14 protein-coding genes and 1 pseudogene are annotated in these 15492 nt (G+C 41.4%); 7 read left to right on the top strand and 8 right to left on the bottom strand.

Annotation, left to right across the window (positions count from 1 at the left end):
- Window positions 1-447 precede the first annotated feature (447 nt).
- On the bottom strand, window positions 448-1164 hold the full coding sequence (locus IQ274_RS34710; RefSeq protein ID WP_194145034.1) for a DUF2786 domain-containing protein: 717 nt from the start codon (window positions 1162-1164) through the stop codon (window positions 448-450).
- A 142-nt stretch (window positions 1165-1306) separates the two neighbouring features.
- Between IQ274_RS34710 and IQ274_RS34705 the strand changes: the two genes are divergently transcribed.
- The gene (locus IQ274_RS34705; RefSeq protein WP_094333315.1) at window positions 1307-1507 is read left to right on the top strand and encodes a hypothetical protein; all 201 of its coding nucleotides are present in this window, start codon (window positions 1307-1309) and stop codon (window positions 1505-1507) included.
- 50 nt (window positions 1508-1557) lie between these two features.
- Here IQ274_RS34705 and dinB read toward each other — a convergent pair whose 3' ends face one another.
- Complete coding sequence (gene dinB / locus IQ274_RS34700) at window positions 1558-2649, bottom strand: DNA polymerase IV (protein ID WP_194145033.1); 1092 nt, start codon at window positions 2647-2649, stop codon at window positions 1558-1560.
- Between the two features lie 236 nt (window positions 2650-2885).
- Here dinB and IQ274_RS34695 point away from each other — a divergent pair, with 236 nt between their 5' ends.
- On the top strand, window positions 2886-4421 hold the full coding sequence (locus tag IQ274_RS34695) for a cryptochrome/photolyase family protein (RefSeq protein ID WP_194145032.1): 1536 nt from the start codon (window positions 2886-2888) through the stop codon (window positions 4419-4421).
- A 120-nt stretch (window positions 4422-4541) separates the two neighbouring features.
- Here the strand turns inward: IQ274_RS34695 and IQ274_RS34690 are convergent, their stop codons facing one another.
- The 5 genes and pseudogenes from IQ274_RS34690 to IQ274_RS34670 form a co-directional block, all read right to left on the bottom strand.
- Window positions 4542-4715: a hypothetical protein gene (locus IQ274_RS34690; RefSeq protein ID WP_194145031.1), complete on the bottom strand. Its 174-nt coding sequence runs from the start codon at window positions 4713-4715 to the stop codon at window positions 4542-4544.
- 46 nt (window positions 4716-4761) lie between these two features.
- Window positions 4762-4920 (bottom strand): annotated as a pseudogene (locus tag IQ274_RS34685) (winged helix-turn-helix domain-containing protein); the annotation flags it as partial.
- 276 nt (window positions 4921-5196) lie between these two features.
- On the bottom strand, window positions 5197-5784 hold the full coding sequence (locus IQ274_RS34680; protein ID WP_194145030.1) for a hypothetical protein: 588 nt from the start codon (window positions 5782-5784) through the stop codon (window positions 5197-5199).
- Window positions 5785-6184: 400 nt separating this feature from the next.
- Entirely contained in the window at window positions 6185-7363 is a 1179-nt protein-coding gene (locus IQ274_RS34675; RefSeq protein ID WP_194145029.1) for a glycosyltransferase family 4 protein, read from the bottom strand.
- 78 nt (window positions 7364-7441) lie between these two features.
- On the bottom strand, window positions 7442-7789 hold the full coding sequence (locus IQ274_RS34670; RefSeq protein ID WP_228058596.1) for a hypothetical protein: 348 nt from the start codon (window positions 7787-7789) through the stop codon (window positions 7442-7444).
- A gap of 1048 nt (window positions 7790-8837) precedes the next feature.
- On the opposite strand from IQ274_RS34670, the gene IQ274_RS34665 reads away from it, so the two are divergent.
- From IQ274_RS34665 to IQ274_RS34645, 5 genes are all read left to right on the top strand, one after another.
- Window positions 8838-10907: a pentapeptide repeat-containing protein gene (locus tag IQ274_RS34665; protein WP_194145028.1), complete on the top strand. Its 2070-nt coding sequence runs from the start codon at window positions 8838-8840 to the stop codon at window positions 10905-10907.
- A gap of 940 nt (window positions 10908-11847) precedes the next feature.
- Window positions 11848-12216: a hypothetical protein gene (locus IQ274_RS34660; RefSeq protein WP_194145027.1), complete on the top strand. Its 369-nt coding sequence runs from the start codon at window positions 11848-11850 to the stop codon at window positions 12214-12216.
- A 54-nt stretch (window positions 12217-12270) separates the two neighbouring features.
- Complete coding sequence (locus IQ274_RS34655; RefSeq protein ID WP_228058595.1) at window positions 12271-12519, top strand: hypothetical protein; 249 nt, start codon at window positions 12271-12273, stop codon at window positions 12517-12519.
- Between the two features lie 694 nt (window positions 12520-13213).
- Window positions 13214-14110, top strand: coding sequence for a Crp/Fnr family transcriptional regulator (locus IQ274_RS34650; protein ID WP_194145026.1), 897 nt, complete (start codon window positions 13214-13216; stop codon window positions 14108-14110).
- 331 nt (window positions 14111-14441) lie between these two features.
- Window positions 14442-15164, top strand: coding sequence for a Crp/Fnr family transcriptional regulator (locus tag IQ274_RS34645; protein ID WP_194145025.1), 723 nt, complete (start codon window positions 14442-14444; stop codon window positions 15162-15164).
- Between the two features lie 77 nt (window positions 15165-15241).
- On the opposite strand, the gene IQ274_RS34640 is transcribed toward IQ274_RS34645, so the two are convergent.
- Window positions 15242-15492 (bottom strand): sensor histidine kinase (locus IQ274_RS34640; protein ID WP_194145024.1); only part of this gene is annotated, 251 nt, incomplete at its 5' end.

The raw sequence follows: 15492 nt of genomic DNA, 5'->3' as shown, positions 1-15492 counted from the left end.
AAACTATGTCAGACCAAGGGAGCCTCAAGAGCTTATCCGAACCGTATTGGGATTAGACGCAATAAACCAAGCCCAATACAACACCCTTAGCTGAATGCGTGTTAACCAATGGTTATCAAAATTTAGTTAAATAAACATAAATCCACCATTACCCCAAGGAGCAATCGTAGGCTGTGGAGGTGCGGTTGTTACTTGGGCAGGAAAGAAGCGATCGCTTACATTAGACGCACTTTCACAAAAATACTCTACCGAGTTATTTACATCAATAGAGTATATAAATTTACTACTATTACCTTTCAGTAGTACTTAGCTTATACTTTGATAACTCTTTATACCTCTATACAAGTACTGCAAACTTTGCGGAAAGCGATCGCATGAAGCACTGGATGAGGTCAATCACTCGTTAATCTACTCTCATCACTGCCGCTATCTTCTGACACGCTTTAATTAACCTGGTAGATAGTGCTGTTGACTGCTATTAACTTGGCGATTAAGAGAGACAGAATCAGCCGCAGATATACCAGAGAAATATCCGTCTTTTGAACCACACGATGGTAACGCCATTTGTTTAACTTTTACATTATTTAGATATGCTTCTAACTCAGATTCCAGCTTTTCATAGAGCGCTTGCACGATAATGGCGGGTACTGCAACTGATTCAGTAGTTCCAGCAATCCCTTGATTTTTCTGTTGATCACGATTCTCAAGAATCCTACTTACAAGTCTATTAGCAGCACCTAACTTAAAAGCATTTCTAAAAGCGCGATTGCCTACGGCTTGTTTTGCCAGTCGTTCAATAGTTTGTTCAAGATACTCAAACTGAATCTGAGTAGAGACGATATTCACTTTTCGCCCTAAGATAATCATTTTAGACCCGCTATGGTAGTGTCTGGTGATAGCAGAGCAATAATTTCCCCAACAAACACCACTTAGTAAAATAAATTTCCATGATATCATGCGTTTAAACTGGCGAATGACTTCTTCTTCTAGTGGTTGAGGTGTCCAATCTTGGAGTGAGGCGATCGATAAATTGTGCCGGGTTAGCATTTCCTGGGCTTTAGCTGCGGCGGCGCTTGCCTCTGCTTCGTTGGGAGATTGGCTAAGTGCGAATAGTTTTCTAATTTTGTCAGCGATTTTTTCTAGTTCTAACACCTGTGTCTGCATTGGTATCACTCAAGCAAGTTTTGAAAGGAAATATATTTTTTAATATACTTGTGTAAAATGAAAAATGTAGCTAATTTTTATTCATACATAGCAAGCTTTGTAGCAATTATTCCTGCTAAAAACGGATATTCGTGATGAAGCCATGATTACTGAAAATGATGATTCAGTCGATGCAGTGAATGAACTAGTGAGAAAAATCTCTATTAAAGAAACCCAGCTAAAAATAGCCCAAGAGTCGAATCTCATTCATACTGCTGAAGCGTTAGAAAACCAACTATCCCAATTACAACAAGAATTGGGAGATAATTCAGACACACAATTGCAATCATTGATGAGCTTGTGAAACGCTTATAACGGTAACTGAGCTTTTTAGAAGTGGGGCTTACACCTGCGCTAAAATATGATATTCCCATTCTGAAATAATGGCAATTGAATTACTTGGGTTTGTTTGGCGTTATCCAAATTGGACAAGGAAATGCCCAACAACCTAATGCTCCGATTCTCCAGATCAATCGACTCAAACAATGCTTTGGCTATCTCGAAAATCGTAGATAGTTCACTGATGGGAGCAAGCATTGTTTTACTGCGGGTTAACTGCTGATAGTCAGAGAATTTAACTTTCAATGTTAATGTGCGGCCTCGCGTTTCGTGCTGCTCTAGGCGTTGCTCGACAATTTGGGCAATCTGTTCAAGTTCTTGCAACATCTGGCTGATATCGCTTAAGTCTTGTGCAAACGAGGTTTCTGCACCAACTGATTTACGAACTCGATTTGCTTCAACTAGGCGATCATCTTCTGCTCTGGCAATCTTATAGTAATAATTACCTGCTTTACCAAAATGGTGTGTTAACTCAGTCAGCGATCGCTCTTTCAATTCTGCACCAGTGTGAATGCCGAGTGAGTGCATTTTCGCCGCCGTAACTTCTCCTATCCCGTGGAATTTTTCAATTGCTAGCTGTTCTACAAAGGCGATCGCATCCTCCGGTAAAATCACCGTTAGTCCATTCGGCTTATTCTGCCCTGATGCCATTTTTGCAAGAAACTTGTTAATCGACACGCCTGCGGTTGCTGTCAACTGAGTTTCCTGGAAAATCGCAGTTTTAATATGTCTTGCGATAGTAGAAGCGTAGGGGATGTTTTGCCTATTCTCAGTAACGTCAAGGTATGCTTCATCTAGCGCAACCCCTTCCACTAAATCACTGTAGCGTTTGAATATGGCGTGGATTGAAGTGGAAATCTCTCGGTAAACGTCGAATCTTGGTCTGACAAATATCAGTCCGGGGCATTTTGCAATTGCTGTTACTGACGGCATCGCGGAATAAATCCCAAACTTACGAGCTTCATAACTAGCTGCTGCAACTACGCCTCGCTGATTGGGACTGCCACCGACGACTAACGGTTTGCCTCGGTAGCTAGGGTTGTCCCTCTGTTCCACCGATGCGTAAAAAGCATCCATATCAACGTGAATTATCTTCCTCGTCTGCATTGTTGTTGAAGTATTACTATTTCTACCAAGCGGCGAGAACGACTATTCTCTGGTAAATTTGTGATTCAATCTGGATATTTGAGAAATTTCTCACCACAATAGTACATTAGCACTAGTGCTTTTGAGCTTTTATCAGCTTTTTCATTGAGAAAGTTCTTGTAACAATAACGTTACACTTGATTGAATAGCATTTTGTCGTCACGTTGCCAACGCACGGTATGAGAGGGAGCAAGAGGATGACCATTGGTGTTTGGGTTCTCGGAGATCAACTTTGGTCACAGCAATCAGCACTGCAAAGTTGCTTGCAACAAAAGCAACAGACTCCCGTAATTTTTATTGAATCTCTAACTCATGCAGGGCAACTTCCTTACCATTTGCAAAAACTGGTATTGGTCTGGTCAGCCATGCGTCACTTTGCTGCCGAATTGCGATCGCTTGGCTTCCCAGTAACATACGCTCAAAGCCAAGATTTCAATACACCTTTACTCCAATGGATTGAACAATACCAAATTACCGAACTGCGGGTGATGACTCCAACAGATCGCCCTTTTGCTACATTAATTCAAAAGTTAAACTTGACAATTCAAGTCACTTTTACACCAAATAACCGTTTTATCTGGAGTGATCAGGAGTTCATTGACTGGGCAAGTGGACGCAAACGCCTAATCATGGAGGACTTTTACCGCCAGGGACGAAAGCGGTTCAACATTCTTATGTCCGGCAACCAACCTGTTGGTGGTCGATGGAACTTTGACAAACAAAATCGCAAACCACCAAAAGGCAAACTGACCTTACCCGAAGCTTTATGGTTTGAACCAGACTCAATTACACAAGATGTAATTGACTTCATTAAGCAATCTGAGGCATTCCAAGACAATCAAAGTTACTGGCTCCTTGAACCCTTCTGCTGGGGTGTAACGCGACAGCAAGCACTACAAGTAATGAAGTTTTTTATCGAAACACGTTTGTCTTCATTCGGGCCATACCAGGACGCGATGGTGACTGGCGAACAGACAATGTGGCACGCGATGCTTTCTCCCTATCTCAATATTGGATTGCTTCATCCCTTGGAAGTTGTTCAGGCGGCACAGCTTGCATATTTAGACAACAGCAGCGACTGGGAGCTAAACAGTATTGAAGGCTTTATCCGTCAGGTGCTTGGCTGGCGAGAGTATATGCACGGTGTTTATGTTTACCTAGATGATGACTATTCGGAACGTAACTGGTTTAACCACACTCATCCACTGCCTGCTTTTTATTGGACTGGCGATACAAAGATGAATTGTCTGCACCAAATTCTAACTCAGGTTAAACAAATAGGTTATGCTCATCATATTCAACGGTTGATGGTGTTGAACAACTTTGCAATGATAGCAGGTATCTCCCCCCAAGAACTTAAAGACTGGTTTCATGCTGCTTTTATTGATGGCTACGATTGGGTGATGCAGACTAATGTCATTGGCATGGGGCAGTTTGCTGATGGTGGAATGATTGCATCTAAGCCTTATGCTGCTTCTGCTAACTACATCAACAACATGAGCGACTATTGTAAAAATTGTACTTATAATCCTCGTGAACGCACCACTGAAAATGCTTGTCCTTTCAACTTTTTTTATTGGGACTTTCTGGCTCGTCATTACGACTTGCTAAAAGAGCAACCACGTATGACTCAAATACTGCGTAACTTGGAGCGCCTCTCTCCATCGGAACTTCAAAAAATCCGCTCTCTGGCTTCTAATTGGCACACCACACAATCAGAAACCGTTAACTAATAGTGTAAAATAATATTTGCAATTATTCCAGGCTGGCAATCGTAGGCTGTCGAGGGGTGGTTGTGGCAAGGGACAAGGAAGGCGATCGCATATACGCACTCATCACCGTTCATCCCGCAACTACTCTAACCCAGTTCTCAGTGCTGCCTCCGCCGTGTAAAAAATCTTTTGTTCCCCGAATATCCCACCTGTGCGGCTGATGATACGGAATTCCCAGCAATGCCCTGGCGTGTAAAAAACCATTAGGATACTGCTGTTGACACAAACCACTGTATCAACTTTAACTTGGGACATTTACTGCTGTTGCGGGTGTGATGAGTGACATTTGGCGGTTTCATGATTAATGCTCTAGTTGAGCAATTCGTTGAAAAAAGTAACCACTTGCTCTTGCTGTAAGTATATATTCTAGATTTTCCGGGTCATCTTCTAATTTCAAGCGCAAACGTGAGATATGCACATCCACCACACGAGTATCTGCATGTTGTTCTAGGTTATAACCGGGAGCTATGCGGTTTTGTCAGATCCAGTAAAAAACAAGCGATGCCTACGGCGGGCTACGCCTACGCTAAATCATTTTCCCAGTAGTATAAATTTATTTATACTTTTTAAGACGTATTAACATTTAAAAAGGAAAGATGAGTTTGAGTCACAATTTGCAAGACTCTCTTTTTTGAACCAAAAAAAGCTAGGATTCCCTTTGAGCAATAATTTCGAGACAGGGATTATCTACCTTCACTTCTTGCGGGGCGATCGCCCAGGCTGTACAGCAAATTAATCAAACTGGGCGTTCGGCTAAATGCTTTAATCTCAAAAACTGCTGACGCATCATTAATAAGTCTCCCCACGGCAATACATAGCGTATCCATGACCAAAAGCAATTTCTGGGGTAACGAATATTACCTTTAAGCACAAGGCGACAAGCATCTGACATTACTGGAAAAATTACATAGCTAGCAGCAATATCACCAAAAATAGAAATGGCTTGCTCATTATCTGTGACTATTGTGAGATGCCGATTTGCTTCAAATTCAACCAGTTGAAAAATGCCCATAAATTTTTGACCCACTACCAAATTTTCTACACCTGGCAGCAGTTGCTCTGAACTGGGATGAGCAGGAATTGAGTCAGCTACCTGAAAAAATATGCGTTCTAGGTGGTCAAGCCAATCATAACTGTAAGAGCCTACCTTCAGTTGGCATAACCATCGAAATAAAACTGGCGCTGGTGCTTGCACATCAATCGCTCGAAAATATGCTTCGTCAGCATTAGACATGTAGCGATCGCAAGGGAAAGACATCAATCGCTCTTCGGGTGTAGAACCCCAAGTATATGCAACGCTTCGTTCTGGATTGACATTTATCATCGGTCAATTTCAGTGCATTCTAATTCCAGGATAGAAGCTTAAGCCATTGCTCGTCTCCACTCCAGCAAAAAACCCCTGCGAAACTAACCTTACTTATCAAAACCGTTGGGGAGCGGATATGAAATCTTCAAAAGAGAACCATTTACGCTTTTGGGAGATCCAATAAATAAATCAGCCCAGCCGTCGCTTTCGCCTTGAGGGCTTTCATCGCCTAGATATCTCGGTTTTGCCAAAAATATTATTGATACGGTGAAGCAGCGCGGTCTTCTCCCAAGGGGAGACGCCAAGGGCGATAGCGCAGCGTTAGCGAGTCATCGAGCGTCTGGGGGTTTCCCCCATGAGCGACTGCACCAAGCCCGTAGGGGCTGGGCTGATTTATTCGTGTCTTGTGCCTTAGCTATCAACCTGGAGCCTGGAGACTAGTAATTAGCGGTGCGAGTTTAGAAGCCATAACCTCTATACTATATTTTTCTACACATCTTTGCCTGGCTTTAATACCTCGCTGGTTTGCTGACTCTAAATTTTGAAAAATCAATCGAATTTGTTTAACAATTTGTTCAGGACAAGAAGGCTCAACTAAATAACCAGTATCACCTAGAATTTCGGGAATATCTCCAACACGTGTAGATAATACAGGTTTAGCCATTGCCATTCCATCAGTCAACTTCAAAGGGAATTGAGCGCGAGTTTCTGGAGTATCTCGCTGGGGAACGACAACAATGTGAGCAGCAGCTACTAGATCCGGCATGGCATCAACTGGATACTTTGGTAGTTTTATAATCCAGCGTCCCCAACGTTGTTGAAGTTGCTGATCGTAATCATCATAAGGACTGCCACCAATAATCACTAATTTTAAGTCTGGCTGATTAATTTTATCTAGCGCTATGAGAACATCTTCTAAACCTTTATAAGGTCTAGGTGCGCCAGGAAACATTAAAATTCGGTATTCAGATAAATTATAGCGACTTCTACTGGAATCAGGATTACATCGAGCCGGATCAAATAAGGAGGTATCCTTGCCATTAGGAACCAACATACCACCAAAACGCTGCTGCAAAAATTTAGTATGCACCGTCACAGCATCCGCATAATTTACCAAACCTTCCATCCATTTAACGTACAAAGGATGATATGGGTTCCTGAGTGCGCCATCTGATTTCAATAAATCCCTAGCTAATTGTTTCAGTGTCGGACAATAACGCCAGTTGTCACCACCATGCCAGCTAAGTTCCCAATCATCTATGTCTAAAATCACTGGTTTTCTGCTATACAAGCTTTTTAACAATGCGACTCCAAAACTCGCTATCTGTGGTTTAATTGCATAAATTATATCTCCATCAATATGTTTTAAAACTTTGTTGGCTGCTTGAAAAAATTTCGGATAATTTGCACCTTCTATAGCAAAAACTTTCGTATCAGATGGAATGGCAGCAGAGAGATTTTTGTTAAATAAAAATCCTAATATTTCCGTTTCATAACCCAATTTTTCTAACGCTGATTTTAACAAAGATGCTCGAATGAAACCATCATTAGTAGACAAATTCCATACAAGCAGGGATATCTTTAGTTTAGTTTTCATTTTGATAATTATGATTTGAGAAAAATTTGAAAGCCCTACATTACTTACTGCAAAGTTTTCAATAATTAGATGGTCAATTTATACCTTGAAAAGAATTTTTTGATCTCTCAATAAATCAATCTCTTTATTATATTTGCGATGAAACTTTAGTAATTCTATATAAGCGAATGGTACTACTATGGGCCAAAAAATAGTTATTAAAACTAAAATTATTCCAGATAAAAAGTGCTGCTCTCGGCTCATTTCTTTATCATCTATCAAGAAAAATAACCATTGCTTCAACAAAGACCAAGCAAATGCTAAATAAACGGTTATCCCAACATAAGTCAGAAGTGAATTCAACATTAACCCTCTACTAATAGTAAAATTTTGGTCAGCATTATAAATGGGCAAACTAACTTTTTTATCTCCAATCGTAAAAATCAATGATTTCTACAATAGCCTAATATTCCATTTTATAAATTCACTATTTTGCCATAAACCTCTGAATTCGTGTGAATATTATAAATTTTTTATAAAATAGACAATCTAAATATTGTGAAACTGAAAATTTAACAGGAATATCTCTTAAGCTTTAAAATTTACAGAATGTAAGCTGCGATTGCAATGAATAATCCTTTGATGAACTTGTCAAATTTTTATTAGTGCTGGATAATTTGCCTCTTTTGCTTAATTTCGACAAATTCCAAGTCCAGCAAATTGTCAAAATATCTCCTACTCCCAATCACGACTTTGCGAAGAATAACCAGAAATCCCAATCCACACAGATAAGCTGTTCGTCATCTAGGAGTACGCCAAGGAAACAATGCAAAGGTGGTTAGTTCCAAGGGCAGAGGTCTAGAGCAGAGGGGCAGAGGGGAAGGAACAAGGCACATTGAACTCTCCTCTGCACCCCTGTACCCCTGCACAAGCGCCTGCCTCCACCTAACATTTTTGGGTTGGCAGACTACTAGTTTTACAGGGCAATCTAAGGCAGCAAACGGGTTCAGGCGCTAAATTATTAAATTTAGATGCGCGTCAGCTTATCGCCAAGTACCACTGCCATCGACGACAATTAAACATCATCTGTGGCGGATTCCTTGTGTCGGCACAAGTGACTCAGGCAATAGACTTGGACTTGCCAACTTCAGATCCGCACTTGGAGAGAACAATTTAGGATCATTAACCAGTGTAGACCAGCAATCACTCTCATCGAAAACCCAACAAGGCTTGCTCTCTATATGTCTATCTACACTTCGTATTACGCTGGCACTATTAGGGGCGAGGCAGCCTCTATCTCACTCTATCCGCCGAAAGGCTTCCAGGGCAAGCATTTACAGAGCAAACATATTGGATAAATCTAAACCCGATTTAGGTAAAAGTGTACGAGTTTAACTGGCAATTTTCATGCAAAATTACCTGAAAACGTTAAAATCCCGGAATTGTTCGTGGTATATCTGTAGCTAAATGAGAAATTTGTATACCGCACCCAGCCATGCCCCAAGATTTCTCCGATCAAAATCTCAGAGGTCGTTCTTTTAAAGGTCAAAACTTTGAGGGTGCAAATTTTAGTGGCGCAGATATTCGAGGCGCAGATTTTACTGGTGCTACCTTAACAGGGGCAAACTTTAGTCATGCTACTGCTGGGCTGCAAAAGCGTTGGGCTATTTTTTTAGTCTGTGTATCGTGGTTGCTGTCTGGAGTTTCAGGGTTTTTGTCAGCCTTTGCTGGAGCTTTAATAGCTCATATTTTTAACAATTCAAGTTCAGAAAATCAGGTTAGGGGCTGGACTGCCTTAATAGTGGTAATTATTGTTTTTATAGTTATCCTTCGCCAAGGATTCAACTCAGCCATTGCTATTGCTGGAGCCATTGCCGGAGCCATTGCTATCGCCGGAGCCGGAGCCGGAGTTGGAGCTGGAGTCGGAGCCGGAGTTGGAGCCGGAGTTGGAGCTTTTGGCTTCGCTGGAGCCATTGCTATCGCCGGAGCCATTGCCGGAACCGGAGCCATTGTCATCGCTATCGCCATCGTCATTACCATTGCTATCGCCGGAGCCATTGCCGGAACCGGAGCCATCACCATTCTTGGAACCGGAGCCGGAGCCTTATTTAGTGCTTACATTGCTTCGAGAGCAATGGAGGGAGATGAAAAATACGCTCTTATTCGCAACATCGCTGTTGCTTTTGCAGCCTTTGGTGGTACAAGCTTTCGGAATGCCGATTTAACGGATGCCAATTTCACTGCTGCCATACTTAAAAGTACAGATTTTACAAAAGCTAATTTAACTCGCACGTGTTTCCAAAAAACCAAAATGCTTGACCGTGTTCGCCCAGGCACAACTTACCTGCAAAAAGCACAAGTGGTAAGCGTGTTAGTGACAGGTCAAAAACCAGAAAAAAACTTCGACCGTGAGGACTTACGCGGGGTCAATTTTCAAGGGGCGAATTTAGTAGATGCCAGTTTTATTGGTGCAGACTTAAGCCAAGCCAACTTACAAGATGCAGATTTATCTAGAGCGAAATTAGTACAGACACAACTTGACGGCACAGATTTCACAGGTGCTACTCTCACCGGGGCATACATTCAAGATTGGGGCATTACCACCGACACCAAATTCGATGGGGTGAGCTGTGAATACGTTTATATGCGACTGCCCACGAACGAAAATCCTGACCCACTCCGCAAACCCGATAACAATAAGGAAGTGTTTGCAGATGGTGAGTTTGGGGATTTTATTCAACCAATCTTCGATACCCTTGACCTCTACCACAACCAAGAAGTTGACCCAAGGGCGATCGCTATTTCCTTTAAGCAACTGGCAGAGAATCACCCTGATGCTGAACTTGAAATTGTGGCAATGGAGAAACGGGGACAGGACAAGTTTTTACTTCGTGCCAAAACCGCAGTTACGGCTGACAAGTCTGAATTAAGTACAAAATATTTTGACACTTACAATGATGTAAAAAGTTTGCCAGAGCGAGAAATTAAGTTATTACTAGAAGAAAAAGATAGCAGAATTCGTAGTTTAGAAATTTTTGTTACTCAGGCACTACAACGTCCCAGCTTTTATTCAAATGTAGAACAGGTAGGTACTATGACAAACAATCCCGGTGGATTTTCAGTTGGTGGTTCAGTTGGCGGCAACTTAAACAATGTTCAAGGTGACAACAACCAGCAAAAGGTGAGTAATAAAAGCTCTAATTTTAACTTACAAAACGCTCAATTCGGCGGCGGTCTAGTTAATGCCGATACCGTAAACGCCCAACAAATCGGCGGCAACATCACCAACTATAACCCTGAGCAGCGTCAAAACCTAGCGCAAGCCGCAGCAGATATTCAGCAGCTTCTCAATCAATTGGGGCAGACATACCCTACTAATACTCCACTAGAAAAACAGATAGCGGTGACAGAAGCGCTCAAGCAAATTGAAAGTAACCCAACATTAAAAGCACGGGTGATAGGTGCGTTGAAAGCTGGGGGAACAGAAGCATTCAAGGAATTAATCGACCATCCTTTAGTGAATATTCTATTGGCATCAATCGAGGGATGGCAGGAGGTAGAGTAGTTGATGTGTCTGGCAGCATTATTTTCTTTAATAAATCTTTTTGGTTAACAATTTAGCATAACAAGTGCTGAAGAACCATAAATAATACCATTTGATTAATAAGTATGCTTTGAATCATAATGTGAGAAAAATTTTGATCCATAAATTAGAAAAGAGTTAACGAAAATTTAGGCTTTTGCGCTAATCACAAATTAAAACTTTGAATCAAATCATGAGTGAGAGTTGAAATTCTGAATCATAACTAGAGAATGAGTTGAAAAAACACAATTGCACAAAACTTGCACAAAAAATCCCTGACAAAATTGTTCTGACTTAAACTTTCAATTCAAAATAGGGCTCAAATACCCATGTTATGGTTCAAAATTTTTGTTTTAGTAGATATCTGAGTAAAAATAAAATATTTCATTGAACAAGCGATCGCCCAACAACAGAGCGATCGCCTACTCAAATCGTAGCTGAATAATAATGATAATCAAGCCGAAGGATTGATACAAACGTCTCTTTTATCAGTCTTTTTATCCCCTACACGATAATCATTATTAGTAAAAAACTCGAATATTAAAAGTGAACTATAAACTGGATACTCATTTCTGAAGCATATCATGAGTTAAAATCTCATTTTTCAGTTCAAATCACAATAAGCTTTTTTTATACTTAGGAGTATTTTGCACTCCTCTCTGAAGCGGTAATTTAACCCAATTGATTAAAATCTTTGCAGACAAAGCGATTTATAACTTCAGGAATTTACAATTTGGTGAAAGTTTAATTAAAGCAGAGACGGTCAACGCAGACAAAATTGGATTAATGCACTGATTGAAGGATTCAGTTTAGGGCTGATTGTATGGCTAGTGTATGGTGATTTGGCGTTGCATTCAACACTTCTCCCTCCGTCTAATCCTCTACTTCAACGGCTATATCCCCTGGAACTACGCCCGCTTTCTTGATTACTGCACCGAGCGATTATTCCTCCAGCGTGTCGGCGGCCACTACCCCTTCATCCACAAACTACTGCAAGACCACTTCGCGCAAATGGAGTTCAGGCGGGATTAAGAAGATACAAGCAACTCGCGCAGGAATATCCTGCTGTCTGCGATCGCCTGCCTTGTGGCTACTATCGAGTATCTCTGCACGGCGAGGATTTGAGGGACTGGTCGGAGCTTGGGGTGCTGCCGATTCTTTCGGGGTTACAGCAGGAATTCTATCGGGGGCGGTTGCTGACGGGGTTGGGGTTGGCGGCGGTGGGGTCAGGCTGACGGTGGAATGTCTTGAGGGGGCGAAAGGTGGGCGGTTGAGTTTAATGATTAAATAATTTTTTAAAAGGTATTAAACTAAATATTATTCAATAGCCAAAGCTTTCTCTCTTATGGAACCAGTACTACCTGAATCAAAACTAGAAAATGTTATTAGGTTGGTTAAACGTTTTAGTGCTGGCGCAGTAATCGGACTAGTGATTGCTGTAATGCACTGGTATTGGTACGCAACCTATTTTGGGTATTCATTACCTTTAACCAGAGGCATTACAGGGTGTGTGTTACTAGTAATCATCTGCGGATTGATGACGCTTAAATGGGGCTATAAGACATTAGAGACTTTGTTGGAGAATTTGTCTTAATGGAAAAATTGCAACCAGTTTTAACAGGGAACTTCTCCCCTTTTTTATTGCTTAAAAGTAGCTACAGCTAATCTACAGCTATGAAATATAATTTTGTATAACTCGTAGCCCGGATTTTTCACCGATGCTGCTGATTAACTTTCAAATAAAATCGGTATAAAATTGCTCTCTTTTAAAACTTATAACGCTAAAAGATATTTACCTATTAAATATTGGAACTCCTTGGTATAAATAAATTGAACAATTTTTAAGCAATGCCAGATAATTTATTTATGTTAGCAGAAGAAAGAGAGAGAACATTTTGCACAGAACTGATTAAATAGGGTATGCCATCCGAAAAAGCAGCAAAAGTTATTGCTGTATAAAGTTTAGGCACTTATCAGGAATAAAAATACCTCTGTACTCTAGGCTGATTTTTCTTTTGTTCTTCGATTACTGAATCGCTGTTCTAGAAGAAACTATGTACACAAACGGACAGATGCAACGTTACATTAAATGTGTAATGATAAAAAAAGTATTGCATCAAGCCTAAACGCATCGTTAATCAATCTATGCTTTGATGCTCCGGTTGTAAATTATGAAGTTTACAATTTCTAAATAAAAAAACAACCTTTTAACATATTGAGACTAGTTGCTGGCTCCTCTCAAGCTGCTCTAATGTTGCTTCAATCAACGCAATTACGCTAGGTTCTCAATGTCAGTATTTAAGCAACCTCATCTCCCAATAGAAAATCAAATACTTGGTGCTATGACTACGGCACAGTACCAACGTCTAGCTCCTCATCTAGAGCAAGTCGAACTTGAAGTTGGGCAAGTTCTTTATAAAGCTAATGAACCAATAACACACGTTTATTTTCCCCATCAGTCAATAGTTTCTTTAGTTTGTATCCAAAAAAATGGCTCGACTGTCGAAGCTGGCATAGTGGGCAATGACGGCATGGTAGGTGTTACCGTCATTTTGGGCAGCAACACTACAAATACAACTGCGTTTGTCCAGATTCGGGGCAGTTCTGTGATGATAAAGACACAGTTGCTAATAGCCGAGTTAAACCGAAGTGGAGAGCTTCAAGGTTTACTATTACGTTACACTCATCGCCTGCTTATCCAAGTGACACAAACACTTGCCTGCAATAGCTTACACACTATAGAACGACGGCTTGCACGTTGGTTACTCATCATTGCTGATCGCGTGCAATCAGATACATTCTTTCTGACCCAGGAATATATTGCTAAAATGCTGGCCTGCCGTCGCACTGGGGTTACGGAGGCAGCAAATAGACTCAGCCGAACCGGAATGATTAGCTACAAGCGTGGCACTATTAATATTTTGAATCGCTCAGGCTTGGAAGATACGTCTTGCGAATGTTATTCCATGATTAAAGACGAATACGCTCGATTGCTTAGTGTACCGAGTCAGCCTGTTCTCGACAAAGGGAGCAGGGAGCAGGGAGCAGGGAGCAGGGAGCAGGGAGCAGGGAGCAGGGAGCAGGGAGCAGGGAGCAGGGAGCAGGGAGCAGGGAGCAGGGAGCAGGGAGCAGGGAGCAGGGAGAGGGAAAATGATTTTCCCTTCTCCCTGCACAAGAATCTTTGACTCAATAGCCGGCGGACAGAACAATACTAGCCGTTCGCTTTTACAGATAGGCTTTTGACAAAGGTTATCTGCAAATATCATAACTGCAAAGCACATATACGCTCATTGGTACGCAATCGCACAGAACAATTAGGGAGATGCGCCTAATATAGAAGAATACATAAAGCAAAGACTTATCGCATCTCGTATCTGCATAAGCAGACGCTCGCTTTGTAAATTTTAAAGTTTGCAATGCATTCGATATTTACATTTTGACATGGGGCTATTTCCTAAATACCTGTTGTGCCAAAACGTTGCTTTTCTAGGCACAATTATGCGCTATAGGGGAATAATGCCAGTATCTAAGCAATCTCATCGACCGACAGCAAATAAGCTACTCCTAACCCTGCCTGATCCAGAGTATCAACGCTTAGTTCCACACCTAGAAAGAGTAAATCTTGAACTTAAGCAAGTTCTTTACGAAGCTAGTGAACCCATAACACACGTCTATTTTCCGGATCAAGCGATAGTTTCTTTGGTTTGTAATCAAGAAGATGGCTCCACCGTCGAAGCAGGTATAGTAAGCAATAATGGCATGGTAGGTCTTCCAGTTATTTTGGGCGGCAAGAGTACAACTACAACCGCGTTTGTACAGGTTGCAGGCGGTAGCTCCCGGATGAAGGCAGAGCATCTAAAAGCCGAATTCAACCGGGGTGGAGAGCTTCAAAGTTTGCTATTGCGTTATACTCAAGCGTTGTTCACCCAAGTCACACAAATTGCTGCCTGCAACCGCCTGCATACGGTAGAAGAACGACTTGCACGTTGGTTGTTGATGGTTTCTGACCATGTGCAATCAGATGCATTTCCTTTGACTCAGGAATTTATTGCCCAGATGCTAGGCTGTCGCCGCTCTGGTGTCACAGTGGCTGCCGGCACCCTTAGTCGAGCCGGAATGATTCGCTACAAACGTGGAAATATTACCATTTTGGATCGGTCGGACTTGGAAGATACATCTTGTGAATGTTATTCCATCATCAAAAACGAGTACGCTCGATTGCTTGAAATACAGGGTTAATTGTATACACTTGGCATAAACAATTGTTATTCTGAAATGACATAATTTTTGACTGGTTTCGACTTTTAAAACATCCTCTAATAGGAAAGTTTAGGCAACTTAACGATAAAGCTTGTCCCCTTGCCTTGGGCACTTTCAACTTCAATCGTCCCCTGATGCGCCTCAATAATACTCTTTGCTAAAAATAATCCTAACCCCCACCCTGTTTGATCCTCAGCAGAGATGGTTCGACGAAATTGTTGAAATAAGATTGATTGAGCTTCTGAAGAAATCGGATTACCTTCGTTGTGGATAGTGAGGCTGATATGCGTTTCAATTTGTTCAAGCG

The organism is Nostoc sp. LEGE 12447 (assembly GCF_015206985.1).
Classification (GTDB): domain Bacteria; phylum Cyanobacteriota; class Cyanobacteriia; order Cyanobacteriales; family Nostocaceae; genus Nostoc.
This window is presented reverse-complemented; position numbering and strand designations above follow the sequence as displayed.

Excerpts from the sequence above, each read along its gene's own strand:
- IQ274_RS34655 (WP_228058595.1), top strand. The coding sequence starts at position 12,271 with ATGGAACCAGTACTACCTGAATCAAAACTAGAAAATGTTATTAGGTTG.
- IQ274_RS34650 (WP_194145026.1), top strand. The coding sequence starts at position 13,214 with ATGTCAGTATTTAAGCAACCTCATCTCCCAATAGAAAATCAAATACTT.
- IQ274_RS34695 (WP_194145032.1), top strand. The coding sequence starts at position 2,886 with ATGACCATTGGTGTTTGGGTTCTCGGAGATCAACTTTGGTCACAGCAA.
- IQ274_RS34665 (WP_194145028.1), top strand. The coding sequence starts at position 8,838 with ATGCCCCAAGATTTCTCCGATCAAAATCTCAGAGGTCGTTCTTTTAAA.
- IQ274_RS34690 (WP_194145031.1), bottom strand. The coding sequence starts at position 4,715 with ATGTCCCAAGTTAAAGTTGATACAGTGGTTTGTGTCAACAGCAGTATC.
- IQ274_RS34680 (WP_194145030.1), bottom strand. The coding sequence starts at position 5,784 with ATGATAAATGTCAATCCAGAACGAAGCGTTGCATATACTTGGGGTTCT.
- IQ274_RS34705 (WP_094333315.1), top strand. The coding sequence starts at position 1,307 with ATGATTACTGAAAATGATGATTCAGTCGATGCAGTGAATGAACTAGTG.
- IQ274_RS34645 (WP_194145025.1), top strand. The coding sequence starts at position 14,442 with ATGCCAGTATCTAAGCAATCTCATCGACCGACAGCAAATAAGCTACTC.
- IQ274_RS34675 (WP_194145029.1), bottom strand. The coding sequence starts at position 7,363 with ATGAAAACTAAACTAAAGATATCCCTGCTTGTATGGAATTTGTCTACT.
- IQ274_RS34710 (WP_194145034.1), bottom strand. The coding sequence starts at position 1,164 with ATGCAGACACAGGTGTTAGAACTAGAAAAAATCGCTGACAAAATTAGA.
- dinB (WP_194145033.1), bottom strand. The coding sequence starts at position 2,649 with ATGCAGACGAGGAAGATAATTCACGTTGATATGGATGCTTTTTACGCA.